The following is an 18,033-nucleotide window of genomic DNA, read 5'->3' as shown; positions in this document are numbered from 1 at the left end:
GGCGGCTACGACCTGCTGGTCGAGGAGCGCGGTGGCCGCCACGGCTCGTGTTCGTGCGCGAGCCAGACCAGGTTAGGGTTGAGCGCGTGGATCAGGAGCTGCCCCTCGGTGTGCGGGTCGTCGAGCTCGCCATGCCAGACCGCCACGTCGCCGCAGACGACCACTGGAGGCCCCTCGGTCGCAACCACGACGATCTGGCTACCGCGGGTGTGTCCCGGCGCCGGAACCAGTCGCAGTCCGGGGAGGAGCTCGAGTTCGCCGTCGACAGGCACGTACCGGACACCGGGCGGGTCGAGCCACTCGAGGATGGTGTAGCCCTCGTTCCTGCGCGCGTCGTCGAGCTCCTGTCGCTGGACGTAGATGGGTGTGTTGGGGAACAGGTGGTTGCCCCCGCAGTGGTCGCCGTGCAGGTGCGTGTTCACGACGATGTCGATAGCCCCGAGGTCGAGGTCGTGCTCGCTCAGTGGCCACAGCCGCGGATCCATGTCGGCGAGCACCGGATGCAGCTGTGTCATCCCGGTGTCGACGAGGACCCGCGCGTCGGGATGGTCGATGACGTGCACGTAGACCGGCATCCGCTCGCCCTCGACGTGCAGGTCGGCAACGAGGACTGGGGTGATGGTGATCCCCTCGGAGACGGTCATCGGTCCTCTCCCTCGATCCCTGACCGCGGAGCAGCACTGTCGAGCGTGCGGGGGAGGTCGAACGGTTCCAGCGCGTCGACACCGAACGCCGTGACCTGCGTCACGAGGCCGTTGCGTATGGTCAGCACGTCGACGGCGAACAGCGTGAAGGTGTCCTTCCCGGGTTCGCGCAGGTAGTTGACCACTGCTGGCTGGAGGTTCGCGCCCGTCACACGGGTGCGGAACTCGCCGACCTCCGGTGAGCCGAACCCGCCGGCCACCCAACGCTGCACGCACGCATCGCGACCGACAACCACGCCCGGATTCGGTGGCATCACGAAGCGCAGGTCCTCGTGGAACAGCGCCTTGAGCGCCCCGACGTCGAGGTCATCGGTTGCCTGCATGTAGCGCTGGACCAGATCATGCTCCTGTCTACTGGGCCCCCTTTGGGGCGCCCAGTCCATCCGGGGGCGGGCAGGTGCGTCCGCAGGGTGGACCGTGCGCGTTGCAGGGCGCTGTTCGCCGACGCGACAGTGACCTCGAGCAGCGAGGCGGCATCCCTCGCAGACCAGCCGAGCACATCGCGAAGGATCAGGACCGCGCGTTGTCGGGGCGGCAGGTGCTGCACGGCTACCAGGAAAGCCAGCTCGATGGTCTCACGGGTCACGGCCACCTCACCGGGCTCGGACCCCGCAGGCACGGCCACCAGCATGTGGTCCGGGGCTGGCTGCAGCCACGTGATCTCGTCGAGCCCGACGTCGTCGCGCAGGGGCAGATGGGCGCGTTGGGGACGACGGTCCAGGAAATCCAGACAGGCGTTGGTCGCGATCCGGTACAGCCAGGCACGCAAGGAGGCTCGAGCCCTGAAGGTCTCCCGGCGGCGCCACGCCCTCGTGAACGTCTCCTGGACCATGTCCTGCGCATCCTCGTAGGACGCGAGCATGCGGTAGCAGTGCACGCGAAGTTCCCGCCGATAGGGCTCGACCAGCTCAGCGAACGCGTTGGCGTTCTCGGGGGGCAACGTGGCGATGAGAAGTTCGCGGTTCCCCTCATCGGGGACGTCGGAGGTCTGGCGATGGGAGCTCAAGGGATGCCTCTCGGTCGGGTGCAACGTATGACGGTGACCGCGCCCGAAGCTGATCGGTCCACCCGATGCAACGATGGACCAGGTCCCCGAGCGTCTGCCTCCGCCGGGGACGCCCGCGGCAGGCTGAATCCGAACACGCCGACAGGCCCGCGCCCGAGCGCGGTTCTGTGGCTCCGAAGATCAGGCTCGGTTCAGCTGGGTGCCCCAGGGGACGGTGACGATCTGACGGTCTCCGCGGGACCAGGTGATCCAGCCGCTCGTCGTGTCGACGTGGCCGGACCAGCCGTGGCGGTGGATCAGGCGGAGGTGGCCGCGCTTGGACACACACGCCAGACGATCGGGATGGTGCAGGCCGGGGGTCAGGTGGTGGACCTCCGACGACGGCGCGCTCGTCCTGCCGCCGGGGTCGCGGGCGCCCATGTCCCGGGCCTGGACGGCCAGGCGCGTGTCCTCGGGCACCGCGTCGGCCCGAAGCCTGCGGGTCACCGTCAACGGTCGGGCCCCGTCCATGACGACCGCCCGGACGTCAGCGTCCCGCGCCAGGGCTTCGACGGTCCTCGCCGACAACCTGGGCAGCGCCCCGTCGACGGCGACCTCCAACCGTCCGGCGGCGGTCGTCGAGATGCGGTCGAGCGGGACGTGCACGACCACAAGCGGCTTGGCGTCGACCCGCCGGCCAGCGGCGGTCCGTCCGGCAAGCCGGTCGGCGCACAGCCCGACCAGCGCCCGGCCCCGCCGCTTGGCCCGCGTCCGACGCCGGTCATGGCGGGTCGGGCGTGCCGTCTCCTCCTGCTCAGCTGTCCGCTCGTCGGCCTCGACCTGCCGGTCAAGGCCGTTGAGCACCACAGCTGTGTCGGGCGCATCGAGCTCGCCGTAGACCTTCGAACGGCCGTCCAGGCCCATCTGCACCCACAGGAACGTCGAGGCCGCGTCCGCGTCCTCCTCCCGCTCCTTGACCGTTGCGCCACGCAGCTCGTCGATGGCCTCGGCCACCGCCCACGCGAACCGCTCGGGGGCCATGACCCCGATCAGCTCGTCGGACGCACCGATCCGCTCGTCCACGCCGGCACGCAGGTCACGGCCGAACCGCCGGAGCTGACCGACGAGGTCACGGACGACCGACCACGACAGTCGGCCCTGCTGCCACAACGCCGTGGTGGCCGGCATCGAGGCCAGCACGTCCCCTGCATCCAGCAGCATGGCCTGCTCGGCCGCGGTCCAGCCGTGGGCGACCGCGAGCTGCACGTCCAGCGGCAGGCCCTCCAACGACTCCACCACTCCTGCCCGGTTGACCTCGGCGAGGGCGAACACGAGCTGCCTCACCGCCCGTTCGCGGACCTCGACGGCCCGCGCCAGATCGGCCATCAACACCGCACCATCGGCCAGGCTCGGTGGCCCACCCGAGCGCTCGTGCCCCTTTCCCGGATCCATCCCCTACCCCTTCCATCGAGCTGATCACCACTGGATGTGATGTGTTCAACGTACGCCTGGGGTGTGACATCCATTTTCGGCACATCGGCGTCGACACGAGGAGTGTGCACAACGGCCGAACCTGTCTCCTCGGCGACCGATATCGCCCTTCTTGTGGTCGCACAGGGCTGTTAGCGTGCCCGTGACGCCACGAGCGGCCCGACACAGGCCCGGCGGCGGACCCACCTCCACATCACCGGCCACCTCTTGGCCCGGACCATCCGACGCCCCGAGCACCGCTCGGGGCGTCGCTCCGTCCCGGGCCGACCACGAGTCCCGAGCCGGACCACGGCAGCTAGGCAGCCACCGGCTCGTCGGCGGTCACCTTCACCACGACGTCTCCCGGACGGATCGTCCCCGGGACCACGACCCTGGCGTTCAGGCCACGGAACCGGCGCAGCTTCCCCTCTCCCGTGTTGACGAAGCGCAGCGCGTCGACGCCGTAGCGGTCGGCGAACTTGGCGCAGCCGGTGTGGGGCTGGTCGGTGACCTCGATCACCGCGGAACCGAGCGCCAGCCGCGTCCCCGCGGGCAGGTTCTCCGGGGTCAGGTCCAGGTCGACGATCAGCTGGTCCCCCGCCCACCGCCAGCGCTCGCGGTCACCGGCGCTGATCGCGTCGAGTACCCGCGCGTTCATGACGTTCAGCTGCATGTCGGGATGGCTCGACCCGTCCTCGGTGCGACGGCTCCCGCGGATGTGCCACGTGTCGCCGACGAGCCCGACCGCCAGGTCCAGCTCGCCCTCCTCGAGCACCTCTCGTTCGTCCACGTCCGGGCGCCGGACGACCATCTCCAGCACCCCCTCGTCGATCGGCGACCCGGCGATGTGCGCCAGCCGTGACTCCAGGTCCTGTGCAGTCGGATGTACCAGCATGGCACCGAGTGTTGCCGACCGCCCTGCGGCCACTCCACAGGCCAGTTGGTCCCACGCCGACCCGACCCCGCCCCGACACGACCCCGCAGGCCCTCGTGTTCACGAGGGCGAAACACTATCGCCCCCGGCCGTAACCCCGGCGTGATGCACGTCCGGCAGGATCATCATGTGATGCGGCGACGATCGACGGGGACCCAGACGGGCAGGCACTGCGCATGAACCAGCCCGAACTCGCGCCGATGGACGACGCCCTGCACGACAGGAGCACCGTGTTCGCCGCGCTCGGTGAACCCGTGCGCCTCGCCATCGTCGAGTCACTGCTGCTCAGCGACCTCACCCCGCAGGACATCGTCACGGCGATGGACATCCGCTCCAACCTGCTGGCCCACCACCTCAACGTCCTGCAGGCCGCCGGCCTCCTGGAGCGGATCCGCAGCACCGGCGACGGCCGGCGACGTTACCTCCGGCTGCGTTCGGACACGCCGCGGCCCATCGTCCACGTCCCGCCCCTGCACGCCCGCAACGTCCTCTTCGTGTGCGCCGACCACGGGGTGCGGTCGATGATCGCCGAACGGCTCTGGGCCACCATCTCCGACATACCCGCCAGCTCGGCCGGCCGGGCGGCGAACCGGACGCTGTCGCCGATGGCTCGGCGCGTGGCCACCGAGACCAACCTGGGTGCCCTCGACCGCCCGCCGACCGCGTGGCAGGACCTGCGGACGCCGCCGGACCTGCTGGTCACCCTCTCCGACGTCGTCCGGGAGACCGCCGACCTGCCGACCGGACCGAACACGACCCTCCTCCACTGGTCCACGCCCGAGCCGGCCGACGAACAGCGGCAGACCCACACCGACATGATCCAGCAGCTGGCCGCACGCATGCACGTCCTCGTGACGGCGCTCGGGTCGACGAACGGGGCCCGCGAACGCGTCAGCGCGTAGGCCGCCGGCCGGGCAGGCCCTACGCCGGAACCTCCAGCAACACCTGCTCGACCACCTCGGTGAGGGCCGGGTGGGGCCACACGACACCGGTGGCGACCTGCTCGACGGTCTGGCCGAACGTCATGGCCTGCACCAGCGGCTGGAGGAGGATCGACGCCATGGGGCCGATGATGTGGGCGCCGAGGATCTCGCGGGTGTCCCCGTCGGCGACGACCTTGGCGAAGGACGTGGTGTCCTCCAGGGCCCAGCCGTAGGCGGTGCCGGCGTAGTCACGTCGACCCACGACGATCCGGCGGCCGGTGTGGCGGGCCTCCTCCTCCAGCATCCCGACGGAGGCGACCTCGGGGTCGGTGAAGGTGGCGCGAGGCTGGTTGGGCAGCGTCGGGGCGATCGGTGCGTCGGGGTGCAGCAGGTTGTGCTGTATCGCCTTGGCGTGAGCGTTGGCGACATGCTTCAGGTCGTGGTGCGGTGCGGCCAGGTCACCCAGCGCCCACACCCCCTCGGCGTCGGTCCGCATGTACTCGTCGACCAGCGGACGGTGCTGCGCGTCCGCGGTCACCCCGCCCGCGGGCAGGTCCATGCGGTCCCCGTTGGAGCGGCGCCCGGCCGCCAGCAGCAGCACGTCGGTGTCCAGCGACCCACCGGTGTCGAGCTCCAGGGACACGACGCCGCCCGAGGAGGTCGCCGCCTTCGCCACCGTGGCGGTCCGCACGTCGATCCCGCGCTCGCGGAAGCGTTCGGTGAGGGCATCGCCGATCTCGGGCTCCTCCTCCCCCAGCAGCCTCGGACCGCGAACCAGCATGGTCACCGACGAGCCGAGGCCGTCGAACACATGGGCCATCTCCGCAGCCACCGCACCGCCGCCGATGACGACCAAGCGGTCGGGCAGCGCGTCGAGCCGCATGATCGAGTCGGAGGTGTGGAAGTCGACGTCGTCGATCCCGTCGATGGTCGGGACGAACGGCCGGGTCCCAGCTGCCAGGACGACCCGGTCAGCGGTCAGCGTGGTGTCCCCGGTGCGGAGGGTGCGCTCCCCGACGAAGCGCGCCGGATGGTCGTAGACGTCGATGTTCGGCAGCTCACGGCGGTAGGCCTCTCCCCCGGCGGCGATCGGGTCGATGCGGCCGAAGACCCGGTCACGGATGGCCGGCCAGTCCGCTCCCTCGAAGGTCCCGTGCACCCCGAATCGGTCGGCCGTTCGGATGGTCCGGCCGACGTCGGCTGCGTGCACGAACATCTTGGACGGGATGCAGCCACGGTTCAGGCACGTGCCCCCGAACACATCCGGTTCGATGATCGCGATGCGCCAGTCCTCCATCGCCTCGTTGGGGATGGAGTTGCCCGAACCCGTTCCCAGGATGGCGAGGTCGTAGTGGGGCTGCGCGGTGGACGGCACGTCGGGGTTCCTCTGATCGATGGTTGCTGACAGGATGCTGGCACCAGCAACGCCGTGATGCCCAGACAGCTCGCCACCGAAGCGGCAGTGTCACATGATGGACGTTGCATCCGTCGGGGACGGCAGATCGCGGGATGGCGATCAGCCGCTGAACACGCCGACCCGCCGCCACATTCCTGCACGACCCGACCGCTGCACGACAACCCGACCGAAAGGCCCTCCGCCGTGCGACGCGCTGATCGACTCTTCTCGATCGTCCTCGAGTTACGACGCCGTGGGGTCACGACCGCCAAGCAGCTCGCTGACCACCTCGGCGTGTCGGAGCGCACGATCTATCGCGACATCGCCGACCTGGTGGGGTCGGGTGTGCCGGTCGAGGGCGAGGCGGGCGTCGGGTACCGGCTCGGCCGCAACTTCGACCTGCCTCCGCTGATGTTCTCCCTGTCGGAGGTGCAGGCGATCGTCCTCGGGGTCCGGATGGTCGAGTCCTTCGCCGACGAAGGGCTCCGCGCCGCCGCCCGGTCCGCCCTTGCCAAGGTCGAGACGGTCCTGCCGGAGGGCGAACGCCATCGCGTGGCCGGGACGGCGCTGTATGCCCACAACTTCGACGAGACCCTGGAGCTGACTGCCCAGATGCCCGAGGTCCGTCGGGCCATCGACGACCGTCGTCGCCTGCAACTGGCCTACGCCGATGCCGTCGGCTCCACGACCGAGCGCATCGTCCGGCCGCTCGGGCTGTTCTTCTGGGGGCGAACCTGGACGGTCGCCGGCTGGTGCGAGCTCCGGGAGGCCCATCGGACGTTCCGTGTCGATCGCATCGTCGAGGCGCGCGCACTGCCCGACGTCTTCGAGCACCGGCCGCCGGTCACGCTCGAGGACTACATCGACGCGGTATCAGGAGGTGCATGAGGCGCTCCTCATCGGGGTAGAGGTCAGCAACCAGCACGCAGCCCATCGGACGAATGTCACCGAAGGGTCACGCCCAGGACCTCCCTGCCGATCAACCATCCACACGACGACACGTGAACCAGGAGGAGCGCCCATGCTCGTCAGCACCCCGCCCCGCACCCGCCGCAGCCCCATGTACTGGGTCGGGCAGTCGTCGTCCATGCGGCAGGGTCGTCGTCGGGCCAGCGATCCCTCGTCGATGGTGCTGACCGTCCTGGCCGTCCTGGCCCTCGTCATCATCGCCGGCCTCGGCTGACGCGGCGCGGCCACTTCGCCCGGCGGCACCGCCGGGGTGATACTGCGGGGCCATGGGACCGATCGTGACCGCGGCCACCGCTGCCGCCCTGCCTCGTGACGCCATCCTCGTGCAGGTCGAAGCGGGTGACGTCGCCTCCGCTGCCGCGACCTTCGCCGAAGGGCACCTCCCCGGGGCCCGCCTGCTGATGCGGGACCGGGTGACCGCCCGCCCGATGGAGCCGGGAGACGGCCGCCACCCGCTGCCGACCCCGGAGGTGTTCGCCACGGAGCTCGGCGCGATGGGCATCGGGCCCGACGACGCGGTGGTGGCCTACGACCGGGAAGGCGGCGCTTCCGCCGCCCGGCTGGTGTACCTCCTGCGCGTCCTCGGGCAGGAGGCCGCCGTGTTCGACGGTGGCCTCGACGGCTGGGCCGAGCCGCTGGAGACCGGCCCACCACCTCACGTCGCGCCCGTGTCGGTACCGGTTCGTCCGTGGCCGACCGATCGACTCGTCGAAGCCGACGACGTCGTGGCCCACGTCGAGCAGGGCGGACTGGTGCTCGACGCCCGCAGCGCCGAGCGCTACGCCGGCGTGACCGAACCCCTCGACCCGGTTGCCGGCCACATCCCCGGCGCCGTGAACGCGCCGTTCGCCGACAACCTCGACCGGCTCGGGCTGTTCCGTGCACCGCCCAAGCTGCATGACACCTACGCACCGCTGGGCGCCGGGCAGGACACGATCGTGTACTGCGGGTCCGGCGTCACGGCCTGCCACGACCTGCTCGCGATCGAGCACGCCGGCCTGGGACTGCCCCGCCTGTACGTCGGGTCGTGGAGCCAGTGGTGCCGAGACACCGAGCGACCGGTCGCAACCGGCGACGGCTGACCCCGACCGATGTTTGATCGATCGATCAACTCTGTGTACCGTATTGATCGATCGATCAATCAAGATCGGTTCACCGCTGATCGAGGAGTTGCGTCGTGGTCACCTTTCATCTCGTGTACGTCGGCTTGGCCGTGCCCCTCACCGTCTGGCTTGCCCTCACGTTGTTCCGCAACGGCCAGCTCTTCCTGGCCGACGTGTTCCCCGACCGGCCGGAGCTCGCCCGGGCCCTGAACCACCTGCTCGTCACGGGCTTCTTCATGTTGAACCTCGGGTGGGCCCTCCTCCTCATCCGCGAACAGGTCGTCACCAACGCCGGTGAGGGCGTGCGGCTCCTGGCGAACCGCCTGGGGGTCCTGCTCCTCACGCTGGGCACCGTCCACTTCCTGAACCTGTACGTGTTCGAACGGATCCGGCGCGGCCGTCGCGTCGAGCAGGAACCGCCCACACCGCCGAACTGGTTCGTCCCCCAGCCCGGCCCGGGCCCACGGGTGCCCGGGGGACCCCGGGGACCGATGTCCCCCATGCCCATGGGGCCGGCCCGCCCGACAGGGACCTACGGCCCGGCGACCGCGCCACCCCGGTGAACGCCGGTCCTGGCGCCACCGCCGCCATGCCGGGGGCGGTGGCCATCGTCCACGACGACACCTGCCCGTTCTGTGTGCGATGTGCCGGATGGCTCTCGTCGCAGGACACCGCCCTGCCGGTGGAGCTGTGGGCGGCATCGGATCCCGAGGCCGTTCGCCGATGGGGCCGGCTGCCCGGCTACGGCAGCGAGCTCGTCGTGGTGGCCGACGACGGCCGAGCCTGGGTCGGCCCCGACGCGTTCCTGATGGCCTTGTGGTCACTGCGTCGTTTCCGCCAGCTGTCCGCAACGCTCACCGGGCCCCTCGCCCGGGCGCTGTTCCGCAGCCTGTCGACCAACCGCGGTCGGTTGGGTGCGCTGCTCGGCCTCGAGGACTGCGGGGAGGACGGGTGCCGCCGGTGACGCCGCACACCGGACAGGTCGCCTTCACGGCAGACGGGTCGTGGGCTGCAATGCTGGTCGCGTGAGCGAGGACACCAAGCAACGGATCATCAGGGCGACACTGCAGACCCTGCGGGAGCACGGCGCTGCCGGCACGTCGGCCCGGGCCATCGCGGCCGCCGGCGACTTCAACACCTCGCTGCTCTTCTATCACTTCGGGTCCGTCGAGGGTGCGCTGCTCGCCGCGGCCCACCACGACACCGACGCCAGGATCTCGCGGTACAGCGCGCACCTGGAGGGGCTGACGGACCTGTCGGGGCTGGTCCGGTTCTCCCGCCAGATGCACCGCGAGAACCTCGAGGCCGGCCACGTCACGGCGCTGGTGCAGATGTTGGCCCTGACCTCGACCAACCCCGAGATCAGGGAGGAGCTGGCGTCGGTCTTCGACCCGTGGATCGACATGGTCGAGACGACCCTCGACCGCCTCGTCGGCAAGGATGGCATCGCAGGGCTGTCCAACGCCGACCTGGCCGTGGGGATCACCAGCCTGTTCCTCGGGCTCGAGCTGCTCACCCATTTGGGCGACCGCTACGGTCGCGCCGAGGGACTGCTGGACGCCCTCGACGACGCCTCGGGACTGCTGGTCGCCTTCGGGCTGCTCAGCGGGGCCGGGACCACCGACACCGAGGAGGCAACCGGGCAGGGGCTGCGCCCCCACCGCGACGCCGACCCGCTGGCCGACCTCCCCGGGCCGTCCAGCCCCTGACCGGGACGCGCGCCGCGCCCCACTCCCCGAGCGCGTCCCGCGCCCTACCCCCCGAGCGCGTCCCGCGCCCTACCCCCCGAGCGCGTCCCGCGCTACTCGCCGCTGGCGGATGATGCCTCGCACGTGCGGCAGATCGCGGATCGCGATGTCGGCGGGTTGCACGGTCTTCTGGGCGTCCCAGCGCCGGTAGACAGCAACGACGTCCTCGACCCACCATCCGTCGTACCGGTCGCCGAAGTCCGCCAGCAGCACCGCGTCGGTGGATCGGGCGACGGCCGGCCAGCCGCCGTGGGCGACGAGCGGCACCCGCCGGAACGCGGTGAAGGCCGCGGGGAACGGAAAGTCGTCGTGGGCCAGGAAGTGATCGGTGACGGCTCGGGCAGGCACGCGACCTGCGGCGAACACGGAGGGCTTGGTCCACGTGCCGCCGTCGGCCATTTCCAGCCGACAGGGGCCGCAGGACCACCCGATGTCGGCGCGCTCGATCAGCGGGCCGAGCAGGGCCGACAAGGCGCCCGGAAGGTGGAAGTCGTCGTGGTCGACCCCGGCGACCACGTCGCCCCCGGCCCGGGCGAGGGCGTGGTTGCGGGTGGCGGCGCTGCCCACCTGCACTCCGAGGGCGTCGTAGCAGACCCGCGGGTCGTCGGGCAGCCGATCCCGGACGGCCGGGTCGCGGCCGTCCTCCTGGACCAGCCACTCCCACTCCCAGCCGTCGGGCATGTCCTGGACGACCAGCCCCTCCCAGACGGCCTCGATGTGATCGGCGTTGTGGGACTGCGTCGGCGTGATGATGCTCAGGAGCGGCACGTCAGACGATCTTGCGGTCGGTCGCCCAGCGCGTCAGCTCGTAGCGGCTGGACAGCTGCAGCTTGCGCAGGACCGCCGAGACGTGGGACTCCACGGTCTTGATGGAGATGTGCAGGCGGCTGGCCACCTGCTTGTAGGCGTAGCCCCGGGCGATGTAGCGCAGGACCTCGCGTTCGCGTGGCGTCAGCTGGTCGAGGTCGTCCTCGCCCGGCGACGTCTCCGTCGGCCGGGCCGGCGGGGCGCCGGAGAAGGCGTCGAGCACGAACCCTGCCAGCCGAGGCGAGAACACCGCGTCGCCGCCGTGGACCCGCCGGACCCCCTCCGCCAGCTCGTCGGCGGACACGGTCTTGGTCAGGTACCCGCGGGCGCCCGCCCGGACGAGGGCGATGACGTCCTCGGCGGCGTCGGACACGCTGAGCGCGAGGAACTGCACGTCGGCTGTCGACTCGCGAACACGCGTGATCACGGCAAGGCCGCCGCCGTCGGGCATGTGCACGTCCAGCAGCACGACGTCCGGCTGGAGGGCCAGGATGTCGGCGACCGCGGCGTCCACGGTCTCGGCGGTCCCCACGACGTCGAACCGGTCGCCGATCTCGGTACGGACGCCGGTCAGGAACAGCCGATGGTCGTCGACGAGGAAGACCCGCAGCGGACCATCGGATGCGGGGCTTCGGGAGGGATCGCCAGCCGGGTCGTCAGCGGGGTCGTCGTCTGGGGCGCTCGGGGGGTCGAGGCGGGTGGCCATGTCGGTGTGCTCCTGGCGGGTGGTCACAGCGGTCGGTCGAGGTCGGGATCGGGGTCGTCATCGGCGGCGTCGGCGACTGCGTCGGAGGCAACCGGGGGCGAGGGGTCCAGGGGCAGGTGCAGCTCGACCTCGGTGCCCTCGCCGAGAACCGACTCGATGGTCGCGGTGCCGCCGTGGCGCTGCATGCGCCCGCGGATGGACTCCACCAGCCCGCGCCGGTCCTCGGGTACCGCCGTGGGGTCGAATCCCACGCCCTCGTCCCGCACGAACACCTCGACGCGGTCGGGTTCGACCTCGACGAACACGTCGACTCGGTCCACCTCGGCGTGCTTCGCGGCGTTGGCCATCGCCTCGCGGGCTGCCTCGACCATGGCGTGCAGGTGCTCGTCGAGCGCGACGTCCCCGGCCAGCACCACCTCCACCTTCACGCCGTAGCGGTCCTCCACGAGGCCGGCGGCGTCCTGGATCGCCTGCCCCAGCCGGGTGGCCGCATCATCGGGGCGTCGGCCGAACAGCCACGCCCGGAGCTCGCGTTCCTGTCCGCGGGCGAGGCGGCTCATCTCCTCCGGGCTGCCCGACCGCTGGATCAGGGCCAGGGTCTGCAGCACCGAGTCGTGGAGGTGCGCAGCCATGTCGGCGCGCTCCTCGGAGCGGATCCGCTCGCGGCGTTCGTCGGCCAGCTGTCGTCCCAGGGCCTGGAACCATGGACCGATCACCAACGCCACGCCGATGATGGTGACGAGGGAGGCCAGGATGACCTCCGGGGCGGCCGACAGGTCGATGGTGACCAGGAAGGTGGCCATGCCGGCCAGCAGGAGGATCGCGCCGACGGACAGGCGGATACGGCTCAGGCTGGCGAGGTCGGGCATCACCCGGTCGCCCACGGCGCGGTCCATGGCGTGACGCCAGCGGACCTTCTCCTCCTCCGACGCCCGCGTCCACACGACGGCCGAGCCGATCGCGGCGAGGCCCACCGACCACGTCAGCGAGTCGGCGAACCACACGCCGAGCGCGCGCAGCAGCACGAGGACTCCGGCGGTGATCAGCCCCAGCGCCACGGCGTGGCGGACGGTCCCGGTGCGAACCGGTGCGGTCTCGGCGGACTCGGGATCGACCGACGGCTCGGGCAGCAGGACGTGGCCGAGGGCGTACAGGAGGACACCGGCCCCGCCCGCCGTGGCCAGGACGACCAGTACAAGGCGCACCACGCCCACATCCACACCGATGCGGTTGGCGACCCCTGCAGCCACACCGGAGACGACCCGGTCCTCGGTGGACCGGGTGATGCCCAGATCGGTCAGCGGTGCGGTCACCGCGGACAACGTCGACGACGACGGCGCGGGGCCGTCGGGCGAAGACGCGGCTGGTGGTGGTGGCACGGGACCGGGATCCGGGGTCGTCGTGGGGGTGGGGGTGCTGATGGGGACCATCGTCCCACGAGGACGTCGGTGTGCCATGGGTGAGGACCCCGAGACGTCGGGGTAGGGACATCCCTGATCGACAACAGGTCGAGGGGACCGCAGCATCCGTGGCATGAACGAGACCGCACCCCCACCGTCGACGGGCCTCCCTCCCACCCCGCGCCCGTCGGAACCGCGTCGCATGTATCGACTCGTGGACCAGAAGAAGTGGGCCGGTGTCGCGGCGGGTATCGGTTGGTACTTCGGTGTCGACCCGGTCCTGATCCGCATCGGCTTCGTGGTGCTCGGGTTCATGGCCGGCCCGGTGTCGCTGGGCCTGTACGTCCTGCTGTGGATCTTCCTCCCCGAAGCGACCAGCCAGCGGGTGCCCATGTCGGCACCGAAGCCCGCCGGCGGACGCAGCCGGGGCGTGACCGCGGCGGCCATCGTGCTCGGCGCGATGATCTTCGGGCAGATCGACCTGTTCCGCGGCGACGTGCTGCTCGCTGCGGCGCTGATCGGCCTCGGTGTGCTGCTCTTCAACGACCGGCGCGAGGTGCCGACCAACCCGTTCTGGAGCGGGGGGGCGTCCACACCCCCGCCGCCGGCGCCGTGGGCCGTCCCGACGACCGACTCGTCCACGGGCTCCCCGTCGTCGACCATGCCCCCGCCCCCGCGGCCCGAGGACGCGACCGTTCCGCTCGAACGCTCGGCGCCCAGCCGCGCCGGGGACTGTGGCCCCCCGTGGCGTCGGGGGCCTGGACACGGCCCCCACCAGGGTCGGACGACGACCGCCTACCCGACCGGGTACACCGCGTCGTGGTCGGGTCCTCCACGACCCCCGATGCCGGCGACCCCGCGGAGGGGCCGCACACGGTCCCACCCGCGATCGACGCTGTTCCCCCTGTCGTTCGGGGTGTGGCTGCTGGCCCTGGGCGGCGCAGCCCTCCTGGACCGCATGGGCCTGGTCGAGCTGACGCTCTTCAACGCCGCGGCGCTGTCCCTGCTGGTGGCCGGCCTCGGCCTGCTGGTCGGCACCTGGTTCGGGCGTGCCCGTCGGCTCGTCCCGATCGGCCTGCTCACCGGCGTGGTCATGGTCGGTGCGGCTGCTGCCCCGACGATCGACCTGCCTCGGGCCCTCGAGGGCGGTCTCGGCGAGCGGCAGTACGCCCTGACCGCCGTCGGTGACGTGCAGCCGGACTACCAGCTGCTGGCCGGCCAGATGGTCCTCGACCTGACCGACCTCGAGCTCGGCAGCGAGACCGTTGACATCGACGCAAGCGTCGTCCTCGGTGAGCTGCAGGTCCTGGTCGGACCCGACGTGACCGTGGAGGCTGCGGGCACCCTGTCCGCTGGCGACTACACGGTGCTGGAGGAGACCAGCAGCGGCAACGACCTGCAGTTCGACGTGCTCGACCGTGGACTGGAGGGCGCCGGACGCATCCGGCTGGACCTCGAGTCGACGTTCGGCGAGATCACCGTGACCCGAGAGGAACCCCAGTGACCGATCGACCCGCCCCCAGCCGACCGCGTGGCCTGTACCGGCACCGCACCGACATCGTCAGCCTGCTCTTCGGCCTGGCGTTCACCGCCGCCGCACTCTCCGCGCTGGTCCAGCCCGGGGAGCCGAGCGCGATCGATGTCGGGGCGGTGGCCGCGGTCGCCGCCGTGGTGGCCGGCCTCGCCGTCATCGACTCGCTTCGGAGCAGCGACACCGACCGCACCGAGGCCCCGGCGTCCGACCCCGTGTTCGACCCTGCGCTGCCCCCCGCGCCGATCATCCCCACGCCGGAGGCCATCCGGGACGAGGACCGGGAGTGGTTCGGCCTGGACAACCCCCTGTCGGAAGTCGAACGCGAGATCCTCGCCTCGCTGGAGGAGGAGGACCGCTCCGAGGTCACCGGCCCCGACGGCGGACCGCCGGATGCCCCCTCAGGAGGGGAACCCACAGCCGGCGGCCCCACCGGGTGATCGGCTGGTCAGCCGTTCGGTGATCGCGGCGGCCGTCCCTCCCGCCGCGGGGTGGGGGCGGCCGTCGCTGCCGATCTCGGCGGGCAGGAACGACCAGGACGGCTGGTCGAGCAACGGCAGCTCGACGGTAAGGACACCGGTGTATCGGCTGGGTGCTCGGTTGTGGTACCAGACGAAGTTGCCCAGCGAGTAGGCGACCAGGCCGTCCCGGAGGGGCTGGACGCCCTGCAGGACGTGGGGATGGTGACCGGCGATGACGTCGGCACCCGCATCGACGAGCAGCGTCGCCAGGTGTCGCTGGTCGGCGTTGGGACAGTCGGCGAGCTCGGCCCCCCAGTGGATGGCCACCACGACGTGATCGGCGACGGCGTCCGCGGCCCGGACCGCAGCGACCGCGGCGGCCTCGTCGTAGGCGGAGGCGAGCCCGGCACGGGTCGCGGTGGCCTCCCATGTCCGTGTGTGCAGCACACGGGTCAACCCGACGACGGCGACGGTGCCCGCCGGCGTCTCCACCAGCGCAGGGGCGTAGGCCGCGGTGGCGTCCGCGCCTGCGCCGACGACGTGCAGACCGACGGCGTCGGCGTGGTCGAGCGTGTCGAGCATCGCCACCGGGCCGTAGTCCAGCCCGTGGTTGTTGGCGAGGCTGGCCACATCGACGCCGGCCTCCACGAGGCGGGCGGCCATCTCCGGGGGACCACGGAAGGTGTAGGTCTTCGGGACGGGCGCACCGCGGGTGGACAGCGGCGTCTCGAGGTTGACCACCGCCACGTCGGCGGCGGTCAGCACGTCCCGGACGGGGTCCAGCGGATTCTGGCCCGCCACGGCCTGGCTGCCGATGTGTCGCTCGGCATGGACGTCTCCGGTGAGGGCGATCGTGGCGCTGGGGACGAACGTGTCGGCGAGCGTCCGGCGTTGATCGTCGGTCGGCCACGGGGCCCCGTCCGGACAGGCCAGCGGCTGCAGGACACCGCCGGTGCACCCGTCGGGCAGGGTCACGCCGAGCCGCACGGCAACGGCGAGGTTGACCAAGCGGGTTCGCCGGTCGGGGTCGGCTGCGCGCCAGGTCGTGGCGTCCACGACGATCGTGCGTCCACGACGACACACGGCCGCACCCCCGCAGCCGTCCGGCGTCACGATCAGGCCCATCGTCTCGTCCTGCCCGACGGCCTCGATCCGCAGGCGTCGGCTGTTCCAGCCCCGTGCGTCGGCAACCACGTCGACGACGGTCGGGACGACCTCGGGGTCCTCGGGTGCGGCAACCGCAAGCCTGACCGTCAGGGGACGGTTCGGTCCGTCACAGCGTTCGGCCGCTGCCAGCAGGGGCGCCACCTGGCCCTCGGGCACCGCCACGGGACCACCGGCCACCTGCACGACGACGCCGTGGCCGCACCGTTCGGCCAGGGCGCCCGCCACGGTCGGGCCGGGGGGCAGCAGCGCCGCCCCGACCACGGAGGCCCACGGGCCTGCTGCCGCCGCGTCGGCCGGGTCGTCGCCAGCGGCAACGAGTACCCGGTTCGGCCCCACGCCCCTGCGGGCCGCGACGGCAAGGGCGGTGTGCTCGCGGGTCGGGCCAGCAACCCGCTCGACCGCGAGGCCGGACGAGCGCAGCTCCTCCTCCACCGTCGCCGACACCGCCGCGGTGCCACCGAGGATCGTGACGTCGGTGATGCCGAGCTGCTCGACAACGAAGCGGGCGTGCGGGTCGAGTGCACTCGCGGCCGTCAGCAGCAGCGGCAGGCCCTCCTCGTGCGCCCAGGCCGACGCGGCGAGGGCGTCGGGCAGCCCGGTCGTGCTGGCCAGCAGCACACGGGTCGGCACGGGGGTGCCGGCCTCGGCATGGCGGCGGGCGATCTCGCGGGCCATCTCGGCGGCAAGGGCCGGTGGACCACCCGGCGCGTCCAGCACGGTCACGACCCGGCCGTCCTGCTGCCACGCGTCGGCACGAGCGGCATCGCCGACGGTCAGCACCTCGATGGGGTGCACGGTGTCGACCGCGGTCGTGACGGTGTCGGAGGGGACGGCGTCGGCCAGGACGACTCCGGCGTCGAGCACCCCGGCCAGACCGGCCGCGGCGAGCGCCACCCCGGTCGAGTCGCGGGGCACCACGACGACCCGTTCCACCGCCGCGGTCTCGGCGAGCATCCCCAGGAACGCCGCCGAGGTGGCGGTTCGGTCCGCTCCGGCGACACGCGCCGGTGGGGTGTCGATGACGGTGGGCGCCAGCGCGGGGCCTGCCCCTGCCGACGTTGCCACGGTCAGTAACACGATAGAAACGATCAGCAAACCCAGAGGTGATCTCCCGCCCGTTTTGTCACTACTCACCAAATAGATCACCCGCTTCGACAGGAATTCGGCCCTCGACCGCGAACTCTAGTTACCAAGGAGGCCAATCGTGAATGAACCCAAGTTCACCTTCGTTGAGCCTGGTCGGGACCGGCGCAAGCGCAAGGAACACCTCAAGGCGGTGATGAAGCACCAGCCCGGCACGGCGCGTGCCGTGGAGCTGGCGAACCTGGCGCGCGACTTCCACGAGAACCGCGAGCTGAACATGGCGATGGACACCGCACGCCAGTGCCTCCTCGAGTCCGAGGGCACCGTCTCGTTCCTGGTCAACGCCTACATCTGCCACGACCGCGACGACCACGCGATCGAGGACCTGGCCATGCTGGCTGACCTCGCTCGGTGGCTCGACGACGACGGCCTGCAGGCGATCGTGCGGGCGATGGCCTTCGAGCGGGGTCTCGGATGGTGCGGCTGCACCGACGGGCGCGAGCGGGAACGCCGCATCGACACCCTGCGTCGTCGCTTCGACGACGGCCTGGCCAACGAGGTGGACCTGGCCCTCATCTGAGGTGGGTGACGGCGGGTGGCCGTCAGGGGGGTCCGGGTCGGCGGCCGCACCGCCCTCGGGGATGGA

Annotated in this window: 18 protein-coding genes and 1 pseudogene; 10 read left to right on the top strand and 9 right to left on the bottom strand. The window is 71.5% G+C overall.

The window, feature by feature from the left end; genetic code table 11:
• Positions 1-5: 5 nt before the first annotated feature.
• The 4 genes and pseudogenes from DVS28_RS12605 to DVS28_RS12590 all read right to left on the bottom strand — a co-directional run bounded on the left by DVS28_RS12605 (position 6) and on the right by DVS28_RS12590 (position 4,054).
• A complete protein-coding gene (locus DVS28_RS12605) occupies positions 6-644 on the bottom strand; it encodes an MBL fold metallo-hydrolase (protein ID WP_114591760.1) in 639 nt (212 codons plus the stop codon).
• A pseudogene (locus DVS28_RS30250) lies at positions 641-1,653 on the bottom strand (RNA polymerase subunit sigma-70). The gene DVS28_RS12605 and the pseudogene DVS28_RS30250 overlap by 4 nt, the downstream one beginning before the upstream one ends.
• Before the next feature lie 237 nt (positions 1,654-1,890).
• A complete protein-coding gene (locus tag DVS28_RS12595; RefSeq protein ID WP_114591759.1) occupies positions 1,891-3,141 on the bottom strand; it encodes a 13E12 repeat family protein in 1,251 nt (416 codons plus the stop codon).
• A 334-nt stretch (positions 3,142-3,475) separates the two neighbouring features.
• Entirely contained in the window at positions 3,476-4,054 is a 579-nt protein-coding gene (locus tag DVS28_RS12590) for an MOSC domain-containing protein (RefSeq protein ID WP_114591758.1), read from the bottom strand.
• A gap of 215 nt (positions 4,055-4,269) precedes the next feature.
• Here DVS28_RS12590 and DVS28_RS12585 point away from each other — a divergent pair, with 215 nt between their 5' ends.
• Positions 4,270-4,995 (top strand): ArsR family transcriptional regulator, encoded by a 726-nt coding sequence (locus DVS28_RS12585; protein WP_114591757.1) that lies wholly within the window; start codon positions 4,270-4,272, stop codon positions 4,993-4,995.
• Positions 4,996-5,014: 19 nt separating this feature from the next.
• Here DVS28_RS12585 and DVS28_RS12580 read toward each other — a convergent pair whose 3' ends face one another.
• Positions 5,015-6,391: a mycothione reductase gene (locus DVS28_RS12580; protein WP_114591756.1), complete on the bottom strand. Its 1,377-nt coding sequence runs from the start codon at positions 6,389-6,391 to the stop codon at positions 5,015-5,017.
• Positions 6,392-6,616: 225 nt separating this feature from the next.
• Here DVS28_RS12580 and DVS28_RS12575 point away from each other — a divergent pair, with 225 nt between their 5' ends.
• From DVS28_RS12575 to DVS28_RS12555, 6 genes are all read left to right on the top strand, one after another.
• On the top strand, positions 6,617-7,300 hold the full coding sequence (locus DVS28_RS12575; RefSeq protein ID WP_216825997.1) for a helix-turn-helix transcriptional regulator: 684 nt from the start codon (positions 6,617-6,619) through the stop codon (positions 7,298-7,300).
• 133 nt (positions 7,301-7,433) lie between these two features.
• Positions 7,434-7,595 (top strand): hypothetical protein, encoded by a 162-nt coding sequence (locus DVS28_RS28375; protein ID WP_164710457.1) that lies wholly within the window; start codon positions 7,434-7,436, stop codon positions 7,593-7,595.
• A gap of 52 nt (positions 7,596-7,647) precedes the next feature.
• Positions 7,648-8,463, top strand: a complete 816-nt coding sequence (locus tag DVS28_RS12570; protein ID WP_114591755.1) for a sulfurtransferase — start codon at positions 7,648-7,650, stop codon at positions 8,461-8,463.
• 95 nt (positions 8,464-8,558) lie between these two features.
• Positions 8,559-9,047 (top strand): hypothetical protein, encoded by a 489-nt coding sequence (locus tag DVS28_RS12565; RefSeq protein WP_216825996.1) that lies wholly within the window; start codon positions 8,559-8,561, stop codon positions 9,045-9,047.
• Complete coding sequence (locus DVS28_RS12560) at positions 9,044-9,448, top strand: thiol-disulfide oxidoreductase DCC family protein (protein ID WP_114591754.1); 405 nt, start codon at positions 9,044-9,046, stop codon at positions 9,446-9,448. The genes DVS28_RS12565 and DVS28_RS12560 overlap by 4 nt, the downstream gene beginning before the upstream one ends.
• 61 nt (positions 9,449-9,509) lie before the next feature.
• Positions 9,510-10,193, top strand: a complete 684-nt coding sequence (locus DVS28_RS12555; protein WP_164710456.1) for a TetR/AcrR family transcriptional regulator — start codon at positions 9,510-9,512, stop codon at positions 10,191-10,193.
• Positions 10,194-10,262: 69 nt separating this feature from the next.
• Here the strand turns inward: DVS28_RS12555 and DVS28_RS12550 are convergent, their stop codons facing one another.
• The 3 genes from DVS28_RS12550 to DVS28_RS12540 are packed head-to-tail and all read right to left on the bottom strand — an operon-like array spanning position 10,263 to position 13,058.
• Positions 10,263-11,000 (bottom strand): glycosyltransferase family 2 protein, encoded by a 738-nt coding sequence (locus DVS28_RS12550; RefSeq protein ID WP_114591752.1) that lies wholly within the window; start codon positions 10,998-11,000, stop codon positions 10,263-10,265.
• Position 11,001: 1 nt separating this feature from the next.
• Positions 11,002-11,745 (bottom strand): response regulator, encoded by a 744-nt coding sequence (locus DVS28_RS12545; protein ID WP_114594152.1) that lies wholly within the window; start codon positions 11,743-11,745, stop codon positions 11,002-11,004.
• A gap of 23 nt (positions 11,746-11,768) precedes the next feature.
• Positions 11,769-13,058, bottom strand: coding sequence for an ATP-binding protein (locus tag DVS28_RS12540; protein ID WP_164710455.1), 1,290 nt, complete (start codon positions 13,056-13,058; stop codon positions 11,769-11,771).
• Positions 13,059-13,347: 289 nt separating this feature from the next.
• Between DVS28_RS12540 and DVS28_RS12530 the strand changes: the two genes are divergently transcribed.
• Positions 13,348-14,649: a PspC domain-containing protein gene (locus tag DVS28_RS12530; RefSeq protein ID WP_164710454.1), complete on the top strand. Its 1,302-nt coding sequence runs from the start codon at positions 13,348-13,350 to the stop codon at positions 14,647-14,649.
• On the top strand, positions 14,646-15,116 hold the full coding sequence (locus DVS28_RS12525; RefSeq protein ID WP_114591750.1) for a hypothetical protein: 471 nt from the start codon (positions 14,646-14,648) through the stop codon (positions 15,114-15,116). The genes DVS28_RS12530 and DVS28_RS12525 overlap by 4 nt, the downstream gene beginning before the upstream one ends.
• Here DVS28_RS12525 and DVS28_RS12520 read toward each other — a convergent pair.
• Positions 15,078-17,369: a CapA family protein gene (locus DVS28_RS12520; RefSeq protein WP_114591749.1), complete on the bottom strand. Its 2,292-nt coding sequence runs from the start codon at positions 17,367-17,369 to the stop codon at positions 15,078-15,080. The genes DVS28_RS12525 and DVS28_RS12520 overlap by 39 nt on opposite strands.
• Before the next feature lie 139 nt (positions 17,370-17,508).
• Here DVS28_RS12520 and DVS28_RS12515 point away from each other — a divergent pair, with 139 nt between their 5' ends.
• Positions 17,509-17,967, top strand: coding sequence for a hypothetical protein (locus DVS28_RS12515; RefSeq protein ID WP_114591748.1), 459 nt, complete (start codon positions 17,509-17,511; stop codon positions 17,965-17,967).
• Positions 17,968-18,033 lie beyond the last annotated feature (66 nt).

The sequence above is a fragment of the Euzebya pacifica genome, assembly GCF_003344865.1.
Lineage (GTDB): Bacteria > Actinomycetota > Nitriliruptoria > Euzebyales > Euzebyaceae > Euzebya > Euzebya pacifica.
The sequence above is the reverse complement of the archived record's forward strand: the minus strand, read 5'-3'. Positions and strand labels throughout refer to the sequence as shown.